Raw genomic sequence first — 19,333 nt, 5'->3', positions numbered from 1 at the left:
CCACCCGTCAGTAGACGTCGCGCACGTACCGACGCCGGGTGACCAGGTCCTTCACGTAGGCGTCGGCCGCATCCGGACCGAGCCCGCCGTGCGTCGCGACGACCTCGCGCAGCGCGGCGTCGACGTCCTTCGCCATGCGCGACGCGTCGCCGCACACGAAGAACGACGCGCCCTGCTCCAGCCACTCCCACAGCCGGGCGCCGTGCTCGCGCATCCGGTCCTGCACGTAGATCTTGGACCGCTGGTCGCGCGAGAAGGCCGTGGCCAGGCGGTCGAGCGTGCCCTCGGAGAGCAGCTGGGACAGCTCGTCGCGGTAGTAGAAGTCGGTCGCCTGGTGCTGCTCGCCGAAGAACAGCCAGTTGCGCCCGGTGTGCCCCGCCGCAGCGCGGTCCGCGAGGAAGCCGACGAACGGTGCCACGCCCGTCCCTGGTCCGACCATGATCGCGGGCACGTCGGGGGCCGGCGGGCGGAAGTGCGACGTGGGCTGCACGAACACGGGCACCAGGGTGCCGAGCGGCGCGTCGGCGAGGAACGTCGAGCAGACCCCGCCCCGGCTCCCGCCCGACGGCGACGCGTACCGGACGACCGACATGGTCAGCGCGACGGTGTCCGGTGAGACCCGCGAGCTCGACGAGATCGAGTACTGCCGAGGGGCGAGGCGACGCAGCACGCCGACGAGGTCCGCGGCCGGCACGTCGGGCGCCAGCTCGGCCACCACGTCGACCGCCTGCCGGCACCACGTCCAGCGCGCGAGGTCGCTGCCGTTGCCGGGTCGCAGGAGCTGGCGCAGCTCGGTGCTGCGGGAGCGTTCGGCGACGAGCGTGAGCAGGTCGGTCGAGATGCGGCTGATCTCCAGGTCGGTGGTGAGTGCGTCGCGCAGGGGTCGCGGACGGCCGTCGACGTGGACCTCCTGGTCGGGGTCCCACCCGGTGACGGCGAACCACTCGGCGACCAGCTCCGGTGAGTTCGACGGACGCACGGCGATCGCGTCGCCCGCGCGGTAGGCCACCTCCCGCGGGCTGTCGGTGACGTCCAGCAGGATCTCCCGCACCTCCTTGCTGGAGCCCGGCAGGGACAGCAGGCGGTTCCCGATGATCTTCGCGACGCCGGGGTGCTGCCGCGTGGCGTGGGCGGGCTCGTCCGGGGTGTCGGTGACGGGAGCGGCGGCCGGCGGCTGCGGGGTCGCCGTCGTGAGGGCCGACGCCACCGCCTCGATCCACGCGAGCGCCCGGTCGTCCTCACCGGGCTCGCAGTCGACCCGCTCCACCAGCCGCGTCGCGCCGAGCTCCTCGAGACGGTGGTCGAGCCGGCGCCCGTGCCCGCAGAACCGGTCGTAGCTCGAGTCGCCGAGGGCGAGCACCGCGAACCGGGAGCCGTCGAGCCGGCGCGCGTCGGTCGCGGCCACCGACTCCCAGAACGCGGTGCCGTTGTCCGGTGCGTCGCCGTCGGAGAACGTGCTGGTCACGACGACGAGGTCGGCGCCGGTCGGCAGGTCCGCCGGGAGGCAGTCGTCCATCGCGACGGTGCGCGGCACGAGCCCGGCACCCACCAGCCGCTGGGCAGCCGCAGTCGCCAGGTCCTCGGCCGAGCCCGTCTGGGACGCCCACAGCACGACCACCTGGCGCACCCCCGTGCTCCGCTCGGAGGCGTCCCGTCGGCCGCGGTCGGGCTCCGGCGTGCGCGAGAACAGGCCCGCGAGGAGACCGTCGACCCAGAGCGCGTCGTCGGCGTCGAGCGGCGCGTCCGGCGGCAGCACCGGCGTGCCCGGCGCGCCACCGCCGAGCCCCGCGAGGAACCCGGCGAGGTAGCGGCGTTCGCGGTCGCCTAGGCGCGGGGGCTGATGCGCGTCGAGACCGAGCGTCGCKCCCAGGGCCCGGATCGCCAGCGCCCCCGGCGCGAGTCCGTCGGGCGCGACGGGGTCGGCGGACCGGACGTCGGGCAGCACGGGGTCGACCGGCGAGGCGATCGGCGTGAGCGCCACCGCGCACACCTTGAGCTCCGGCTGGAACGAGATCGGGTCGACCGCGTCGTTGGTCACCGCGTTCACGGCGAGGTACTCCCCGAACAGGTCGTTCCAGTGGAAGGGCGCGAAGAGTGCGCCGGGCAGCACCCGGTCGGTCACCGTGACGGGCAGCACGGCACGACCGCGACGCGACGCCACCTCGACGGACGCGCCGTCGACCAGGCCGAGCGCCGCCGCGTCCGACGGGTGCATCTCGACGAACGGCCCGGGCGAGAGCTTGTTGAGCTTGGCGACCTTGCCCGTCTTGGTCATCGTGTGCCACTGGTGCTGCACCCGCCCCGTGTTGAGCACGAACGGGAAGTCGTCGTCGGGGACCTCGGCGGCGGGCAGGTGGGGGCGCGCGTGGAACCTGGCCCGGCCCGACGGCGTCGGGAACGCCAGCCGCGGGCGCGTGCCGTCCGGGCGCTCGAGGAGGTCCTGGCTCACGCCGTCGTTGAGGTAGCGCAGGGGGTTGCGACGGGGCCCGTCGGGCGCGGCCGGCCACTGCACCGAACCCCTGCGCAGGCGGTCGTAGGTCACCCCGCGCAGGTCGTAGCCGGTGCGGGGGTTCGCGAAGGCGCGGAGCTCCTCGAACACCTCCTCGGACGAGGCGAAGTCGAAGCCGTCGTAGCCCATCGCGGTCGCGACCCGCGCGATGAGCAGCCAGTCCGGCAGCGCGTCGCCGGGCGGGCGCAGGGCGGCGCGCGCGAGCGTGAGGTTGCGCTCGGAGTTGATCATCACGCCGTCGGACTCCGACCAGAGCGCACCCGGGAGCACGACGTCCGCGTAGGCGTTGGTCTCGGTGTCCGCGAACGCGTCCTGCGTGACGACGAGCTCCGCCTGCTCGAGCCCTTCGATCACGGTCCGCCGGTTGCCGACCGACGCCACCGGGTTGGTGCAGACGACCCAGCACGCCTTGATCTCGCCGGCGGCCATGCGCTCGAACATGTCGACGGTGCCGCGGCCCGTGAAGTCGGCGCGCACCGTCCCGGGGGGCAGGTCCCACACCTCTTCGACGAAGGCGCGGTCGGCGGCGTCGAGCACGGTGCGCTGGCCCGGCAGACCCGGACCCATGTAGCCCATCTCCCGCCCGCCCATCGCGTTGGGCTGGCCGGTCAGGGAGAACGGGCCGGAGCCGGTCCGGCAGATCGCGCCGGTCGCCAGGTGGAGGTTGACCAGGGCGTTCGTGTTCCAGGTGCCGTGCGTCGACTGGTTGAGCCCCATCGTCCAGCAGGACACCCAGTTCCGGGCCCCCGCCAGCATCGCGGCCGCGGTACGCAGGTCGGTCTCGCTGATGCCCGTGATGCGGGCGACCTCGTCGGCGGGGTAGTCCTCGAGCATGGCCTCGAGCTCGTCCCACCCCTCCGTGTGCTCGGCGACGAACTCGTCGTCCAGCCCGCCCGCCTCGACCACGAGCCGCAGCAGGCCGTTGAGGAGCGCGATGTCCGTGCCCGGTGCGACCTGGAGGAACAGGTCGGCCTTGTCGGCGGTGGCCGTCCGGCGCGGGTCGACGACGATGAGCTTGGCACCCGCCTTGACCCGGTCGAGCAGCCGCAGGAAAAGGATCGGGTGGCAGTCGGCCATGTTCGCGCCGATGACGAGGAACACGTCCGCGTGGTCGAGGTCGTCGTAGGACCCCGGCGGCCCGTCCGCACCGAGCGAGAGCTTGTAGCCGGTCCCCGCGCTGGCCATGCACAGCCGCGAGTTCGACTCGATCCACTGCGTGCGCACGTAGCCCTTGGCCAGCTTGTTGGCCAGGTACTGGGCCTCCAGGCTCATCTGGCCGGACACGTAGAGGGCGAACGCGTCGGGTCCGTGCGTGTCGACCACCTCGCGCAGGCGCCGGGCGACGAGCGCGATCGTGTCGTCGAGGTCCGACGGCACCGGCTCGGCACCGCGCTCGGCGCGTACGAGCGCGCGCGTCGCCCGACCGCCCGCCGCGAGCATGTCCGCGCTCGTCGCACCCTTGGTGCACAGCCGCCCCGCGTTCGCCGGGTGCGACTTGTCGCCCCGGGCACCGCGCGCGACGCGCCGGCCCTCGGCGTCGGAGGCGATGTCGAGGACGATCCCGCAGCCCACCCCGCAGTAGGAGCACACCGTCGCCACCTGCTCGACGGACGTGGTGCTCCCCTGCGGGGCGGGCGTGGTGGTGGTCAAGGTCAGATGACCGTCGAGCCGTAGGTGCCGCTGCGGCGCTGGTACACGGCCCACGTGGTCAGGCTCATGACCAGGTACAGGCCCACGATCACCCACAGGGCCGCCTGGATGTTGCCGGTCGCCGTCGTGGAGATGGCGAACCCGCGCGGGATGAGGAAGCCGCCGAACGCTCCGATCGCGCCGGCGATGCCGAGGCAGCCGGCCGCCGCCTTCGCGCGCCGGGCTCGGTCGTCGGCGTCCGTCGCCCCGAACCGGAAGACCGCGGGGATCATCCGGTAGACCGAGCCGTTGCCGGCCCCCGTGGCGATGAAGAGCACCAGGAACGAGGCGAGGAACGGCCCGAACGCGTGGGCGCGCAGGGAGAAGATCGCGCAGACGACGCCGATCGCCATGACCGCGAACGCCCCGATGGTGACGCGGGCGCCACCCAGCTTGTCCGCGAGCGTCCCGCCGAACGGTCGGGCGATGGAGCCGACGAGCGCACCGGCGAACGCGATCGTGATGGTGACCTCGGGGAACGTGTTCGCCAGCAGCAGCGGGAACGCCCCGGAGAAGCCGATGAACGAGCCGAAGGTACCGATGTAGATGAACGAGATGATCCAGGTGTTCCGGGACCGGGCGGCGACGCCGTAGGCCCGCGGGTCCGCCTTGGCGTTCGACAGGTTGTCCATGTAGCGGAACGCCAGTACCGCCGCGATGAGGACGAGCGGCACGAACATGAAGCCGGCCCACTGGAGCTGCATGCCGGCGCCGATGACGACGACGATCGGCACCGCCCACTGCACCGCGGCCGTGCCGAGGTTGCCGCCCGCCGCGTTGAGGCCGAGCGCGCGGCCCTTCTCCTTCTCGGGGTAGAAGAACGAGATGTTCGCCATCGACGAGGCGAAGTTGCCGCCGCCGACGCCGGCGAGCGCGGCGACCACGAGCAGGACCGGGAAGCCCAGCTCCGGGTTCTGCACGGCCACGCCCAGCGCGACGGTCGGGACCAGGAGCAGCAGCGCGGACACGATGGTCCAGTTGCGGCCGCCGAAGATCGGCACCGCGAACGTGTAGGGGATGCGCAGGGTGGCGCCGACGAGCGTCGGCAGCGCGATCAGCCAGAACATCTGGTCGACGGTCAGGACGAAGCCGGCGTCGGGCAGGCGCGGGACGACGATGCTCCAGAGCGCCCAGACGGCGAAGCCGAGGAACTCGGCGAAGATCGACAGCCCCAGGTTCCGGCGGGCGATGACCCGGMCGACGGAGGCCCACTGGCCCTCGTCCTCCGGGTTCCAGCCGTCGATCCAGCGGCCGKGGCGGTGGGTGAGCGGCGCGGCGTCGAGTACGGGGGCAGTGCTGGCGTCGGTGATGACCTGTGGCGCCATGGGGACCTCCGGGTGGACAAGGGGGGCTCGGTCGACGCCGACGCTAGGCAGCGGATGTTTCGGCCGACCTGTCCGAACGGTTGCGCGCACGGTTCGTTTCGCGCACCGGCCCCGTCCAGACCCTGTGAGAACACGCGGACGACCGGACGTCGCGCACGGCCCTGGTCGTGGCGGTAGCGTCCGGGCATGACGAAGAAGTCCGGCAAGAAGCACAAGGACAAGATCCCGAACGACGTCTACGAGGCAGAGCTCTTCCGCCTCCAGGCCGAGCTGGTGAAGGTGCAGCTCTGGGCCAAGGAGACGGGCGCGCGGGTGGTCGTGATCTTCGAGGGCCGCGACGCCGCCGGCAAGGGCGGCACCATCAAGCGGATCGCCGAGTACCTCAGCCCCCGCATCGTGCGCATCGAGGCCCTGCCGTCGYCGACCGAGCGGGAGAAGGGCCAGTGGTACTACCAGCGCTACGTCGCCCAGCTGCCCACGGCGGGCGAGGTCGTCCTGTTCGACCGCTCCTGGTACAACCGGGCGGGGGTCGAGAAGGTCATGGGCTTCTGCACGCCGGAGGAGTACCACCGCTTCATGCGCCAGACCCCGATCTTCGAGCAGATGCTCATCGAGGACGGCATCCTCCTGCGCAAGTACTGGTTCTCCGTGTCCGACAAGGAGCAGCTCAAGCGGTTCCGGTCCCGGCTGAACGATCCGGTCCGGCAGTGGAAGCTGAGCCCGATGGACCTGGAGTCGATCAGCCGGTGGGAGGACTACTCCCGGGCCAAGGACGAGATGATGGTGCACACCGACACCACCGACAGCCCGTGGTTCGTCGTCGAGTCGGACGTCAAGAAGCACGCGCGGCTCAACATGATCAGCCACCTGCTCTCGACCCTGCCGTACGAGGACCTCCCTCGCGAGAAGGTGAAGCTCCCGGACCGCCCGCCGTCGAAGACCGGGTACGAGCGCCCGCCCCGCGAGCTGTCCACCTACGTCCCCGACCACGTCGCGCGGCTGCGCGGTGACCCGGAGAAGTACCTCTGACGCTCGCGGCGAACGCCCGTTGCGTCCAGGCCGCCCACCTGCGACGTTGATCCGCATGTCGGCGACCTCCACCAGCCCGGGGCCGAACCTGCGCGTGTCACTGCCCGGACTGCAACCGTCGGTCAAGGACTTCCTCACCAACGAGGCCGGCAGCGCCGTCTACCTGCTGGCCGCGACGGTCGTGGCCCTGGTCTGGGTCAACTCCCCCTTCGCCGACTCCTACGAGGCGCTCTGGCACACCACCGCGGGGTTCCACGTCGGGACGTGGGGCATCGACCTCGACCTGCACCACTGGGTCAACGACGCCGCGATGGCGATCTTCTTCGCCGTGGTCGGCCTGGAGATCAGCCGCGAGGCCACCACGGGAGACCTGCGGGACAAGCGGACGGTCGCGGTCCCCGCCCTCGGTGCCCTCGGGGGCCTGCTGGTGCCCGTGCTGATCTTCCTGGCGTTCAACGGCGGCACCGACGCCGCGCACGGCTGGGGGGTCGTGATGTCGACCGACACCGCGTTCCTCGTCGGGATCCTCGCCCTGTTCGGACCGAAGTGCCCCGACCGGCTCCGGCTGTTCCTGCTCACGCTCGCGATCGTGGACGACATCGGTGCGATCACCGTGATGTCGATCTTCTACACGGACGAGGTCGACATGGCCGCGCTCGGTCTGGCGGCGGCGATCGTCGTCGGGATCCTCGTGCTCCGGTGGCTGAACGTCTGGCAGCTGGCGCCGTACGTCGTCGCGGGGATCGCGCTGTGGTTCGCGGTGCAGGCCTCCGGGGTGCACGCGACCCTCGCCGGCGTGATCGTCGGCCTCCTCGTCCCGGCACGGCCTGCGTCACGCGAGACGATCGAGGAGGTCGCGGGCTACGGCCGCAAGCTCATCGCCGACGCGACCGCCGAGCGCGAGCACCTCGCCGAGCTCGCCGCACGCGCCGCGGTCCCGACGAACGACCGGTTGCAGCGCCTCCTGCACCCGTGGAGCGCGTTCGTCGTGGTCCCCCTGTTCGGTCTGGCGAACGCGGGGATCACCCTCGACGCCGAGTCCCTGCAGGCCGCCGCGCAGTCCCGCCTCGCCATCGGGGTCGCGGTCGCGCTCGTGCTCGGCAACGCGATCGGCATCACCGGGGCCGCCACCCTGGCGCTGCGGCTCGGGCTGGGAGAGCTGCCCGGGCGCGTCCGCTGGGGGCACCTGCTCGGCGGCGCCGTGCTCGCCGGGATCGGCTTCACCATCTCCCTGTTCATCGCCGAGCTCGCCTTCGACGACCCGCAGCACCTGGAGAACGCCAAGATCGGCATCCTCGCCGGGTCGCTCACCGCCGCGGTGCTCGGGTCCGTGCTKCTGCGGTGGCTGGGCGAGAAGCTGCCGCTGTGCTCCCCGCTCAGCGACGCACCTCCCCCGCTGCCCCCGCTGCCGTGGCGGGCGCCCACCGGCGCGGGATGACGGTCGCGTGACCGGGTCCGGTAGGCAGGCAGGCACTGCCGGACCCGGTCACGCTCGGTCAGTCCTCGCCCTCCTCCTCGGTGGGCGTCGGCTCGGGCGAGGGCTCCGGAGGATCGGCAGGCTCCAGGGCAGCGACCAGCGCCGCCTGGAACGCGGCCACCGTCGCGGCGTCCACCGTGCCGGTGACCGGCACCCCGAGGTCGGTCTGCAGGGCGCCGACGGCTGCCGTGAGCTCGTCCGTCCACGTCCCGTCGACCGGACCGTCCCAGTACCCGGCCAGCGTGAGCGTCTGCTGCAGCGCCGCGGTCGCCGCCGTGGACGCCCGGGCCGCCTCGGCACCGATCGCGTCGAGGGCCGCCTGGAGGGCAGCGGCCGTCGCCTTGTCCACCGTCCCCGTCTCGGGCAGCCCGCTGTCCTTCTGCAGCGCCTGCACCGCCGCGACCGTCTGCGGGCCGTAGATCCCGTCGACCGGTCCCGGTGCGTACCCGGCGTCGGTCAACGACTGCTGCAGCGCGGCCGTGTACGTGCTCACGGTCGTGCTCGCCTCCGCCCGGCGCTCGTCGGAGAGGCACCCCGCGTCGGCGAACAGGCGGAGCCAGGACATCTCGAGCGCCACCGCCGCCGAGTTGAACTGCTCGGAGGCCTGGACCAGCGGTGTCTCGTCCGTGATCCCCGACCGCGTCGACGCGAAGTCCTCCTCGGCCTGCTGCACGCGGGTCACCGATGCCGCCGGGACGGTCGCGACGGGGCTCGGCTCGGTGGCCGTGGGCTCCGGCGGTTCCAGACCCTGCTCGGCCGCCTCGGCCTCGGCCAGCGTCTGCTGGGCCTCGGCGAGCTCCTCCTGCGCGACCACCAYGGCATCCCGCGCGTCGACCGCAGCCTGTCCCGCGTCCGTCGCCTCCGCCGCCGGCGAGGTGAGGTCCTCGCCGGCCGTCTGGACGTCGCCGACGGTGACGGCCGTCTGGCTCAGCACGTCCCCGTAGCGGTCGAGCGCGGTGATGTACGTCGAGCTCGCGTCGCAGAACGCCGTCGCGGCGGCCGCAGCGGCGTCGTCGGCCTCGGCCAGCGCAGCCTCCTTGGCGGCCACGTCGGCCTGCGCCACGCTGACCGCCGACTCCGGCGTGGCGTCGTCGTCGCCCTGGCCGCCGGCGGTGCAGGCGGTCAGAGCCAGCAGCACGGTCCCGGCGACGAGCGGACCGCCGATCCGCCGGACGATCACTCGACGATGTCCCGACCGTGCAGGGTCAGCGCCCAGATCACGAAGACGTCGAGGGCGATGATGACGATGGCCCAGAACGGGTAGTACGGCAGCCAGACGAAGTTCAGGACGAGGCTCAGGCTGGCCACGAGCACACCGACGATCCGTGCCCACACGGCGCCGCTGAGCACGAAGAACCCGGCGACGGCGACGAGCAGGCCGATGAGGATGTGGACCCAGCCCCAGGTCGTCACGTCGAGCTCGAAGACCCACTCGGCGCCGACCACGTAGAACGTGTCGTTGAAGACGGCCACGAGTCCCTGCAGGGCGTGCAGGACGCCGATGACGATCAACATCGTCGCCGCGAAGACGGTCATGCCGACGGCAAGGCTGCTGCGTTGTTCAGTCACGATGGGATTCCTTCCGGAACGGTGATGAGGCCTCGGCGTCGCCGATGACCTTCCTGCGCTGGAGCTCGAACTCCTCCGGCGACACGAGCCCACGCGCGACCAGGTCCGTCAGCTCGGCCAGCTGGGCGGCCGAGTCGATCAACGGGTCCTCGTCGGGGCCCTGGCTCGCGGGGGGCATGGGGGCATCGTCGCGACGCACCGGGTGGTCGCACACCACCCTGCGCAGGGTGAGCCGGCTCAGCTCCGCGCGGCGGCCCCGCCCGAGCGGGCCCGCTCGGCGACGTCGCGCGCGAGGTCGGCCGCCTCGGCCCGGGAGCCGACGGCCAGCTTGCGGTAGACGACCTTGAGGTGGAACTTGAGCGTGTTCACCGAGATGGAGAGCTCGTCGGCGATCTCGCGCAGGGTGAGCCGGCTGGGCAGCATCCGCAGCACGTCCAGCTCACGCTCGGTCAGGCGCTCGCCGGGCACGCTCGGGTCCGTGGTCCTCGCCGCGGCGAGCGGTGACGCTGCGCGCCGGACCCGGTCGAGCCACGCGGCGGGTGCGAGGAAGGCCTGCACCTCGACCAGCTCCAGCACCTGCGCACCCTCGGAGGCGACCGTCTGGACGAGCCCGACGCCGGTCGCCGTCGCGACGGCGCGCGCCACGTGGGCCAGCGCGTCCGGGTGGGTCGCCGCGGCCCGTGCACGGAGCAGGTCGCGGACCACGTCGTGCCGCGGGCACCGGGGCACGACCTCGTCGAGGAGGACGGCTGCCTCGGTGCGACGACCCTCGTGCAGGTCGACCCGCGCGACGCACACACCGCCCCAGAACGGGTCGTCGACCTGCTCGGCCCACCGGCGGGCCTCCGCCGGGCGGCCGGCCGCGAGCGCGACCAGCGTCCCGGTGCGCGCGAGCCACATGAGTCCCCCGGGGCCGGCGAACTCGGTGCGGACGAACGCGTGGGCACGCTCGAAGCAGGCGTCCGCCGCGTCCAGGTCGCCCTCGTCGAGGCGGAGCTCGGTGAGCTGCAGCAGCGCCAGCGCCTCCGCGTGCGCGACCGGCTCGAGCCAGCGAGGTGCCACGGAGACCAGCTCGGTGACCGCTCGCGCCCGGTCCCCGAGCTCTCTGTGGGCGACGGCCTCCGCCAGGGTCAGCTCGGCGCACAGGATCGCCATGGAGGCCACGACGTCGACGTCGCGGATGCCGGCGGCGACCCGCAGCGCGTCCACCGGGTGGCCGGCGAGCGCCTCGCCGACGGCACGCGTCCCCTCGAAGCCGAGGCGTCGCTCCGGGTCCCAGCCGAGCTCCTGACGGACGTCCTGGAGCTGGGCGGACCCGTCGTCCCACCGCTCGGACAGCGCCACCTCCCGCGCGATCATGTTCCAGCCGAACCGGCCCACGAGGTCGACCTGGGTGTCGTCGGCCAGCAGCGCGATGGCCTGCGTGGCGAGCGTGCTGCTCGAGTGCCAGTCCCCCGTGAGCGTCGCCGCGATCGACTGCAGCATCATCAGCCGCCCGTCCTGCGGGCGGCCCCTGTCGGCCTGCCGCGCCCGGCTCACCGTCGCCGCGTCGACCGCCTCGAGGAACCGGCGCTTGTCCACCAGCAGGTGGCACCACGCGAACTCGATCATCGCGTCGAGGTCCCCGGACGCCACGTTGAGGGGGATCTGCGCGATGGTCCGCTCGATGGTCGCCGTCCGGCCGGAGTCGTACAGCTCACCGACCTTCCCGGCGAGCAGCCGCAGCGCCTCGCGCGGTCGGCCGGCGAGGAGCCACTGCTCGAGCGCGCTGGTCACCTCGCCGACGTCCTCGAACCACCTCGCGGCACGCGCGTGCAGGGTGGCGACACGCTCCGGCGTCCGTCGGACGACCTCGGCGAGGAGCTCCTGGCGGACCACCGCGTGCACCTCGAACCAGCCGGACGGCCCCAGCCGGGTGATGAACAGCCCGCGGGCCTCGGCGTCGGCGAGCAGGTCGCCCGCGTCGGGACGTCCGGACAGGGCGGCGGCGAGCGGTCCGTTGGTCCGGACGACGACGGAGGTGTCCAGGAGCACGTCGACGACCTCCTGGCGCTCCGCGGCGAGCACCTCCCGCCAGACGTAGTCGGCGAACAGCAGCCCCCGGGCGTCGACCCGGGGCAGGGAGACCGGCTGCGCGCTGTCCGAGCGCGACGCGAGGGCGGTGAGCTGCAGTCCCGCCGCCCAGCCGCCGGCCCGGTCGACCGCCGCGGTGACCTCGTCGTGCCCGAGCGACGCCTGCAGGCAGGCCAGCATCTCCTCGGACTCCTCCGGCGAGAACCGGAGCTCGGCGAAGTGCACCTCGACGAGCTGGCCGCGGGCGCGCAGCCGGTCGACCGGGAGCTTGGGCGTGCGGCGCGTCAGCAGGACCACGTGCAGCCAGTCCGGCAGCGCGGCGAGGAAGTGCGCGAGCGAGTCGACCAGGGCGGGGTCGTCGTCGAGGAGGTGGACGTCGTCGAGGACCAGCACCGCCGACGCCGGGTGGTCGCTGCGGTCGAGCCGCGCGACGATCCCCGGCACGACGTCGGGACGCGTCGCCGGCCGCCGGGACGAGGGGACCTTCCCGAGGTCGGCCAGCTCCCCCAGTGCCGCCGTCACGGCCGACCAGAACTGGCCCCCGTCCCGGTCGGACTCGTCCACCGACACCCAGGCCGTCGGCACCGACGCGAGGGACAGCCAGTCGACGAGCAACGAGGTCTTGCCGGACCCGGCGGGAGCCACGACCACCGTGATCGGCACCGAGGTGGTCCGCGCGAGGAGCGACAGGAGGCGCGGCCGTCGCAGGTAGTGGACCGGGTTGGCGGGCGCGCGCAGCCGCGACGCGAAGAACGACGACGACCCGCCGTGGGACGCCCTTCCCTCTGGTCCGTTCTGCGTCACGCGGCCCCTCCTGGATCGACCGGAGCACAGCACCCTGACCAGGATCATTGCGGATCAACCAGGCCCAGGACCAGCACCGCCACACCCCTTCACCACCCCGCCGGGGATGGGGACCACCCACCCGGCCCGGTGCGATGGTGCCGAGAGGCATCGACGCCGCGGGCGCCGTCGAGCGAGCAACGGGGGGTCGGGATGAGCGTCAGCTTCGTGCTCGAGGCGCTGGTCGTGCTCGGCTGCATCGTGATGGGCACGCGTGCGGGTGGCGTGGGCGTCGGCCTGTGGGGCGGCCTCGGCACGTTCGTCCTGGTGTTCGTGTTCGGCGAGGCGCCGGGCGACCCGCCCGCCGCAGCGGTGGCGATCATCCTGGCCGTCGTCACCACCGCGGCGCTGATGCAGGCCGCGGGCGGCATCGACTGGATGGTGTACGTCGCGGCGAAGGTCATCGAGAGCCGGCCGAAGCAGATCACCCTGATCGCACCGCTGACCGCGTTCGCGTTCTGCGTGGGCGCCGGGACCGGCAACATCATCTACCCGCTGATGCCGGTGATCTACGACGTCGCCTACCGCAACCACATCCGCCCGTCCCGACCGCTCACCGTGACGGTCGTGCAGTCGGGCATCGCGCTGGCGGCCTCACCGGTCTCGGCCGCGATGGCGGCGATGCTCACGCTGACCGACGTCGCACCGTACGACCTGGGCCTCACCCAGATCCTCGCCATCACCCTGCCGGCGTGCGTGATCGGGATCATCGTCACGTCGCTCGTGGTGAACCGGATGTGGAAGGAGCTCGACGACGACCCCGAGGTGCAGGCCAAGATCGCCTCGGGCGAGCTGCTCGCGCCCGCACCCGTGACGGCCACCGCGGGGCCGCCGCGCACCACCGCGGGGACCGGCACCTCCGACGGCGCGGACCCCGCACCGGCCTCCGCCGCACTCACCTACACGCCGGCAGGACGCCGCTCCGCACTCGCGTTCTTCGGGGGCGTCATCGCGATCGTGCTGTTCGGCCTGTTCCCCGACCTGCGCCCGTCGTTCACCGTCGGCGACGAGACCGTCGCCCTCGACATGACGAACACGATCGTGCTGGTCATGTTCGTGGTGGGCGTGCTCATCCTCTTCGTCGGCAAGCCCGACGTGTCGCAGGTCCCGGAGATGTCGGTGTTCAAGGCGGGCATGATCTCCGCGATCGCCCTCTTCGGCATCGCGTGGCTCACGGCCACCTTCATCGCCGCCCACGAGGCCTACATCGTGGAGACCATCGGGTCCTGGGTGACCAGCTGGACGTTCCTGTTCGCCCTCGCGGTCTTCATGGTCGCCGCGCTCACCACGAGCCAGTCGACCGCGACGCGGACGATCGTGCCGATCGGGCTCGCGGCCGGGCTCGCTCCCGGGGTCGTGACCGGGATGTGGGCGGGCGCCCTCGGCGGCGTCTACACGCTCCCGGCCAACGGCACCCAGATCGCCGCCGCGAACTTCGACCTCACGGGCACGACGAAGCTGGGCACCAAGCTCCTCGACCACAGCTTCTTCGTCCCGATGCTCGTGCTGTCGGTGACGACCATCGTCGTCGGTGCGGTCATCGGCGCCGTCTTCTTCTGACTCTGCCTCTCGACCCTCTGCCTCTCGACCGGGACCGAACGGAGCACACGATGGATCCGCAGGAGATCGCGACCCGGGCGTCCGCCCTCATGCCCGGGCTGCTCGACGACCTGGGCGCGCTCGTCGCGATCCCGTCGATCGCGTTCCCGGGGTACCCCGCCGAGCCGGTGGAGCGGATGGGTCAGGAGACGCTCCGGCTGTTCCAGGAGGCCGGCTTCACGGACGCGCGGCTCATGGACGTCCCGACCGGGTACCCGCCGGTCTACGGGGAGATCGCCGGCCCGCCGGGATCGCCGGTGGTCGTGCTGTACGCGCACTACGACGTGCAGCCCGCTCCGCCCGAGCAGGGCTGGACCAGCGACCCCTGGACGGCCACCCGCAAGGACGACGGACGCGTCTACGGCCGGGGGTCCGCCGACGACAAGGGCGGGCTGGTGGCCCACCTCGGCACCCTGCGGGTCTTCGACGGGCAGCCGCCCTGCACGGTCAGGCTGGTCCTCGAGGGGATGGAGGAGACCGAGAGCAACCTCGAGGCCTTCGTGCTGGCCCACCCGGAGCTGTTCGACTGCGACGTGTTCCTCATCGGCGACATGGGCAACCTGCGGGTCGGCGAGCCGACCCTGACCACGGCGCTGCGCGGCGACGTGGCGTGCGTCGTGACGGTCAGCACGCTGGAGCAYCCCCTGCACTCCGGGGTCTTCGGCGGGCCCGCGCCCGACGCGATGATGGCGCTCGCACGGCTGCTCGCGTCCCTGCACGACGACGCGGGCGACGTGGCCGTGGAGGGCGTCACGTCGGGCACGTGGGAGGGCGAGGGCCTGCACCCGGACGACTTCCGCTCCAACGCCGACATGCTGGACGGCGTCGACCTGACAGGGACCGGCACCATCGGCTCGCGGCTGTGGGCGAAGCCGTCGATCAACGCGATCGGTCTCGACATGACCAGCATCGCCGGGTCGTCGAACGTCCTGATCCCGCGGGCGAGCGCGAAGGTCTCGATGCGGATCGTGCCGGGGTCCGACCCCGAGCGGGAGCTCGACGCGCTCGTCGCGCACCTGGAGAGCCACGTGCCCTGGGGCGCCCGGGTGGAGGTGCAGCGCACGAAGACCGCGCCGCCGTTCGCCTGCGCGACCGACGGACCGGCCTACGTCGCCGCGCGGGCCGCGCTGACCGCGGCGTTCGGCGGACCGGTGAGCGAGGCGGGCAGCGGCGGCTCCATCCCGCTGCTGCGCACGCTCGAGACCGTCGCACCGCGCGCGGAGTTCATCCTGTGGGGACCGGAGGACCTGGCGGCCTCCCGGATCCACTCGTCGGACGAGAGCGTGGACCCCGGCGAGATCGAGAAGCTCGTCGTCGCCCAGGCCCTGCTGCTCCAGACGCTGGCCGGGCGGGCGTGACGAGCCTGTTCGTCACGTCGTGATCACCCGGCCGTAGCCCGCCCGGAACATGGGTGCGCCACGATGCGCCTGACTCACCCGTTCGAGGGAAAGTGTGGCCCCGCCCGTGCTCAAGAAGTCCCGTTCCGCCGCCTCCGCCACCTGCACGCTCACCTTCTTCCTGCCGACGACCGCGCTCGACGGGCCGGTCAGCGTGGTCGGCACGTTCAACAGCTGGACCCCGGGGCTGCACCCCCTGCGCAAGCGCTCCAACGGGACGGCGAGCACGTCCGTGACCGTGCCGGCGGGCGAGACCGTCCGGTTCCGCTACCTCGGCGAGAACGGCCGCTGGTTCGACGACGTCGACGCGGACGAGATCACCGCGGACGGGTGCGTCGTGCACGCCTGACCGGACCGTCGCGCGGGGCCGGCTAGAAGCGTTCGACCGCCAGCCCCGCGCGCCGTCCGACGGCGGTGCCGAGCGCGATGCCCGCGAGGACCCCGAGCGAGATCGCGACCATCGTGGTCCCGGCGGTGACGACCGTGCTGAGCGCCTGCGCCCCGTCGCCGAGGATCGAGGTCACGCCGACCAGACCGAGCGCCCCCGGCACCAGCAGCCAGAACCCCGGCAGGAACCCGACCAGCGCGGGCGGGCCCGTCGGGCGGGTGGCCGCGAACATCGCGACCGGGGTCATCAGCAGCGCACCGATGAACGCGGAGAACACCCCGCCGAAGAACAGCCCGCCCACCACCTGCCCGGCGTACGCGACGACGAGCACGAGCAGGATCCACGGCAGCGCGGGACGCCGGGCGCAGTGGTGGAACACGACCCCCGTGCCGTACACGAGCACGCCCACCCACGGCCCCGCCCAGCCGAGCGGCTGGAACGCCGCGGAGCCGACCTCGGACGCCGGGACCCCGACGAGCGCGGCCGCTCCGGTGATGCCGAGCGCCAGCAGCACGAGCTGCATGACGCCCGCCGCCAGGCGCGCCGACCCCGCGATCATCTGCCGGGTGGCCAGGTCGATCGCCGCCGTGGTGAGCAGCGCACCCGGCAGGAACGTGACGAGCGGGGCGACCAGCGGGGCGAGCAGCCCGACGTCGATCCCGGTGCGCGACAGCAGGAACACCGCGGTCGACACGGCGAACGCGCAGCTCAGCACCACCAGCGCCTGGTAGGCCGCGGGCAGCCGCACGGTGGCGACCTGCAGGCAGGCGATCGCGGCGCCGAGCACGGCGGCGACCAGGACGTCGACCAGGCCGCCGCCGAGGATCATGGCCAGGCCCGCCGAGACGCCGACGTACCCCAGGACGCGGGTCGGACCGTCGTACAGCGGGGGCGCCGCGACGGCCGCCTCGATCCGCTCGGCTCCCTCGACCGGACCGACCCGTCCGGACTCGGCCTCGTCGGCGACGCCGAGCACGTCCTGCACCTGGTGCAGACGCAGCTGCCGCCAGCCCGCCGACGACGCGGCCGTCTGCGTGGTGGTGCGGCCGGGCACCGACACGAGCAGGGCGGTGGGCAGCGCGATGACCTCGACGTCCGGGGCACCGTTGATCGCCGCGACCCGTTCGAGCGTCCGGATCACCTGGACCACCGGGGCGCTGGAGTCGATCATCGCCTCGCCGAGCACCATGAGGAACCGGACGGTCTCGATGGCCCCAGCGGTGTCGCCGGGATGATCCCCAGGGATCGCGAGGGCGTGCGCGTCGTCCAGGATGCCGATCTCCGTCGTGGACGCGGCGGGCTCGAGCGCCGCCGCCGCGATCACCCCCGTCGGCCGCTCTCCGCGGTTCCGCCGGAACGCCAGCACCAGGGCGGTGGTGGCGACGACCAGCACGAGCAGGGCGGTGACGACCGCACCGAGCGGGATCGTGGAGCTGGCGGCGGCGGGCTCGCGCGTCCACGGCACCTCCACCACGACCGTCTGCGTCGGCACCGGCGTGGGCGACGCCGGCTCCTGCGTCACCGTCACGGTCGGCACCGGCTCCGCGGTCGTCGTCTCCGTCGGGGCGACGGTCGGGTCGGGCGCCGGCGTGGTCGGTGCGTCCGTCGGCGTCGGGGTCGGCTCCAGGGGTGTCGTCTCGGTGGGGTCGGGGGTCACCTCGACCCCGGTCACTCCCGGGTCCGGGACCGCCGCCACCGTGATCCCGGTCATCGCGCGACGAACGCCGCGTACCGGTCGAGGATCAGCGGCCACTCGGTGAACTTGTCCCGGAAGGAGGCGTTCCCCTCGTTCCACCCGCCGTGCTCGAAGTCGACCCTTGTCCCGCCCTCGTCGAGCGGCACGAACTGCACCGAGACCTGGCTCGGGTGGCCGGGATCCTGTCCCAGCGTCGACGTGTGCACGACGAGGGCACCACGGGCGATCGCCAGCACGCGCCCCCACTCGACCTCACCGCGCGTGGCGTCGACCAGGTAGACGCGGCCGCCCACACGGGCCTCGATCCCCGCGCCGCGGAAGCCGGCGGCGTCGGGCGAGTAGTCGGGGTGCCACCACTGCCCGATGTGGTCGACCCAGGCGTCGAACGCCTCGACGGGGGTGCACGCGACGACGAGCTGGTGGCGTATCGGTTCCATCAGGCGACCGGGTCCCCGTCGTACGTGCCGAGGCGCAGGGTGCGCGCGTCCGTGGCGAGGATCTGCGGGAGGGCCGCCAGGAGGGACTCGACGGTGTCCGTCCCCGCGCGCACGAACCTGCCCGAGAGCGCGTCGAGCTCCCCGTCGCCGAACGCCCGGACCAGCTCGGCGACAGCCTCGACGGGCGTCCACTCGGTCCGGCCCTCGTGCATCGCCATCGAGGTGGTCATCGCGGTCTCGACGTGCCCCGGGGCCAGGTCCAGCACGCGGATCCCCTGGTCGCGGTACTGCGCGTCCAGCTGGGTGGTGAACCGTGCGAGCGCGCCCTTGCTGATGGCGTAGCCGGTGTACGCGGTCATCGCGCGGTGCCCGGCCCCGGAGTTCAGGTTCAGCACCCGGCCGTCGCCGCGCGCGAGCATCCCCGGCAGCACCGCGTGCGTGACCAGCAGGGGCCCGCGGACGTTCGCCTCGATGACCCGCCACGCGTCCTCGACGTCGTCCTCCACGAACGGCACCTCGGCGCGCTCGATGACCCCCGCGTTGTTCACCAGGAGGCCGATCCCACCGAGCTCCTCCTCCACGCKGGCGACGGCGTCGAGCACCGCCGTGGCGTCGATCAGGTCGGCGGCCGCCACGCACACGTCGCCGCCGATCTCCTCGGCCACGGCGTCCAGGTGCGCCCGCGTCCGACCGACCAGACCGACGGTGTAGCCCGCCTGCGCCAGGCCGAGCGCGATCCCGCGCCCGATCCCCCGCCCCGCCCCGGTGACCAGAGCGGTCCTCACGCGATCGCCTCCCGGAGCCGCTCCAGCGTCACCTTCCCGTGGAACCGCGTGCCGTCCACGAAGATCGTCGGGGTACCCCGCACGCCCGCCTCGATGCCCGCCGCGTAGTCGGCGGAGACGGCGGCGGCATGCACCTGAGCGGCGTCGCCCGCCACGGCGGACGGGTCCAGCCCGAGCACCTCGGCGGCGGCCCGCAGGTCGGGTTCGGTCAACCGGTCCTGGTGGCTCAGGAGCTCGGCCTGCATCTCCCAGAACCTGCCCTCGACGCCGGCCGCCTCGGCCGCGAGGGCCGCGGACAGCGCGTACGGGTGCACCTCGAACAGCGGGAAGTGCCGCCAGACCAGCCGGACCTGCCCGTCCGAGGTGTCCACCAGCTCGCGCAGGGCGGGCGCTGCCGCGCGGCAGTACGGGCACTCGAGGTCCCCGTACTCCAGCACGGTGATCGGGGCGTCGGGGCGGCCGTAGACGTGCCGCTCGGCGAGGTCGTCGGTCATGTGTCGAGGATGCCAGGTTCATC

General features: G+C 73.0%; 15 protein-coding genes. 5 read left to right on the top strand and 10 right to left on the bottom strand.

Annotated features, from left to right (window positions below; all coding sequences use genetic code 11):
* Positions 1-7 precede the first annotated feature (7 nt).
* Together ACXJKF_RS16300 and ACXJKF_RS16295 are read right to left on the bottom strand one after the other, a co-directional pair.
* A complete protein-coding gene (locus ACXJKF_RS16300) occupies positions 8-4,159 on the bottom strand; it encodes a molybdopterin-dependent oxidoreductase (protein WP_456788762.1) in 4,152 nt (1,383 codons plus the stop codon).
* A gap of 2 nt (positions 4,160-4,161) precedes the next feature.
* A complete protein-coding gene (locus ACXJKF_RS16295) occupies positions 4,162-5,523 on the bottom strand; it encodes an MFS transporter (protein WP_456788761.1) in 1,362 nt (453 codons plus the stop codon).
* A gap of 186 nt (positions 5,524-5,709) precedes the next feature.
* Between ACXJKF_RS16295 and ppk2 the strand changes: the two genes are divergently transcribed.
* Both ppk2 and nhaA read left to right on the top strand, forming a co-directional pair.
* Positions 5,710-6,552 carry a polyphosphate kinase 2 gene (gene ppk2, locus ACXJKF_RS16290; protein WP_456788760.1) on the top strand — a complete coding sequence of 281 codons (843 nt, stop codon included), beginning with the start codon at positions 5,710-5,712 and terminating at the stop codon, positions 6,550-6,552.
* A gap of 55 nt (positions 6,553-6,607) precedes the next feature.
* Positions 6,608-7,990, top strand: coding sequence for a Na+/H+ antiporter NhaA (gene nhaA / locus ACXJKF_RS16285; protein ID WP_456788759.1), 1,383 nt, complete (start codon positions 6,608-6,610; stop codon positions 7,988-7,990).
* 58 nt (positions 7,991-8,048) lie between these two features.
* Here nhaA and ACXJKF_RS16280 read toward each other — a convergent pair whose 3' ends face one another.
* Genes ACXJKF_RS16280 through ACXJKF_RS16265 form a run of 4 tightly spaced genes read right to left on the bottom strand, consistent with a single transcriptional unit; the run spans position 8,049 to position 12,475 of the window.
* The gene (locus ACXJKF_RS16280) at positions 8,049-9,209 is read right to left on the bottom strand and encodes a peptidoglycan-binding protein (RefSeq protein ID WP_456788758.1); all 1,161 of its coding nucleotides are present in this window, start codon (positions 9,207-9,209) and stop codon (positions 8,049-8,051) included.
* Positions 9,206-9,598 (bottom strand): DUF7144 family membrane protein, encoded by a 393-nt coding sequence (locus tag ACXJKF_RS16275; protein ID WP_456788757.1) that lies wholly within the window; start codon positions 9,596-9,598, stop codon positions 9,206-9,208. Before ACXJKF_RS16275 ends, ACXJKF_RS16280 begins: the two co-directional genes overlap by 4 nt.
* Entirely contained in the window at positions 9,591-9,776 is a 186-nt protein-coding gene (locus tag ACXJKF_RS16270) for a hypothetical protein (protein WP_456788756.1), read from the bottom strand. The genes ACXJKF_RS16275 and ACXJKF_RS16270 overlap by 8 nt, the downstream gene beginning before the upstream one ends.
* A gap of 59 nt (positions 9,777-9,835) precedes the next feature.
* Positions 9,836-12,475: a LuxR C-terminal-related transcriptional regulator gene (locus tag ACXJKF_RS16265; RefSeq protein ID WP_456788755.1), complete on the bottom strand. Its 2,640-nt coding sequence runs from the start codon at positions 12,473-12,475 to the stop codon at positions 9,836-9,838.
* A gap of 192 nt (positions 12,476-12,667) precedes the next feature.
* Here ACXJKF_RS16265 and ACXJKF_RS16260 point away from each other — a divergent pair, with 192 nt between their 5' ends.
* From ACXJKF_RS16260 to ACXJKF_RS16250, 3 genes are all read left to right on the top strand, one after another.
* On the top strand, positions 12,668-14,074 hold the full coding sequence (locus ACXJKF_RS16260; RefSeq protein ID WP_456788754.1) for an anaerobic C4-dicarboxylate transporter family protein: 1,407 nt from the start codon (positions 12,668-12,670) through the stop codon (positions 14,072-14,074).
* Between the two features lie 50 nt (positions 14,075-14,124).
* Complete coding sequence (locus ACXJKF_RS16255) at positions 14,125-15,471, top strand: M20/M25/M40 family metallo-hydrolase (RefSeq protein WP_456788753.1); 1,347 nt, start codon at positions 14,125-14,127, stop codon at positions 15,469-15,471.
* Positions 15,472-15,577: 106 nt separating this feature from the next.
* The gene (locus ACXJKF_RS16250; protein WP_456788752.1) at positions 15,578-15,859 is read left to right on the top strand and encodes an isoamylase early set domain-containing protein; all 282 of its coding nucleotides are present in this window, start codon (positions 15,578-15,580) and stop codon (positions 15,857-15,859) included.
* 22 nt (positions 15,860-15,881) lie between these two features.
* Here ACXJKF_RS16250 and ACXJKF_RS16245 read toward each other — a convergent pair whose 3' ends face one another.
* The 4 genes from ACXJKF_RS16245 to ACXJKF_RS16230 are packed head-to-tail and all read right to left on the bottom strand — an operon-like array spanning position 15,882 to position 19,310.
* Complete coding sequence (locus ACXJKF_RS16245; RefSeq protein WP_456788751.1) at positions 15,882-17,609, bottom strand: threonine/serine ThrE exporter family protein; 1,728 nt, start codon at positions 17,607-17,609, stop codon at positions 15,882-15,884.
* On the bottom strand, positions 17,606-18,031 hold the full coding sequence (locus ACXJKF_RS16240) for an SRPBCC domain-containing protein (protein WP_456788750.1): 426 nt from the start codon (positions 18,029-18,031) through the stop codon (positions 17,606-17,608). The genes ACXJKF_RS16245 and ACXJKF_RS16240 overlap by 4 nt, the downstream gene beginning before the upstream one ends.
* Positions 18,031-18,816 (bottom strand): SDR family NAD(P)-dependent oxidoreductase, encoded by a 786-nt coding sequence (locus ACXJKF_RS16235; protein WP_456788749.1) that lies wholly within the window; start codon positions 18,814-18,816, stop codon positions 18,031-18,033. Before ACXJKF_RS16235 ends, ACXJKF_RS16240 begins: the two co-directional genes overlap by 1 nt.
* Entirely contained in the window at positions 18,813-19,310 is a 498-nt protein-coding gene (locus ACXJKF_RS16230; protein ID WP_456788748.1) for a DsbA family protein, read from the bottom strand. The genes ACXJKF_RS16235 and ACXJKF_RS16230 overlap by 4 nt, the downstream gene beginning before the upstream one ends.
* Positions 19,311-19,333 lie beyond the last annotated feature (23 nt).

This window comes from Cellulomonas sp. P5_C5 (genome assembly GCF_054049655.1).
This window is presented reverse-complemented; position numbering and strand designations above follow the sequence as displayed.

What these genes read in the sequence shown, in the direction of transcription:
- ACXJKF_RS16270 (WP_456788756.1), bottom strand. Translation starts at nt 9,776, where the DNA reads ATGCCCCCCGCGAGCCAGGGCCCCGACGAGGACCCGTTGATCGACTCG.
- ACXJKF_RS16260 (WP_456788754.1), top strand. Translation starts at nt 12,668, where the DNA reads ATGAGCGTCAGCTTCGTGCTCGAGGCGCTGGTCGTGCTCGGCTGCATC.
- ACXJKF_RS16245 (WP_456788751.1), bottom strand. Translation starts at nt 17,609, where the DNA reads ATGACCGGGATCACGGTGGCGGCGGTCCCGGACCCGGGAGTGACCGGG.
- ACXJKF_RS16240 (WP_456788750.1), bottom strand. Translation starts at nt 18,031, where the DNA reads ATGGAACCGATACGCCACCAGCTCGTCGTCGCGTGCACCCCCGTCGAG.
- ACXJKF_RS16230 (WP_456788748.1), bottom strand. Translation starts at nt 19,310, where the DNA reads ATGACCGACGACCTCGCCGAGCGGCACGTCTACGGCCGCCCCGACGCC.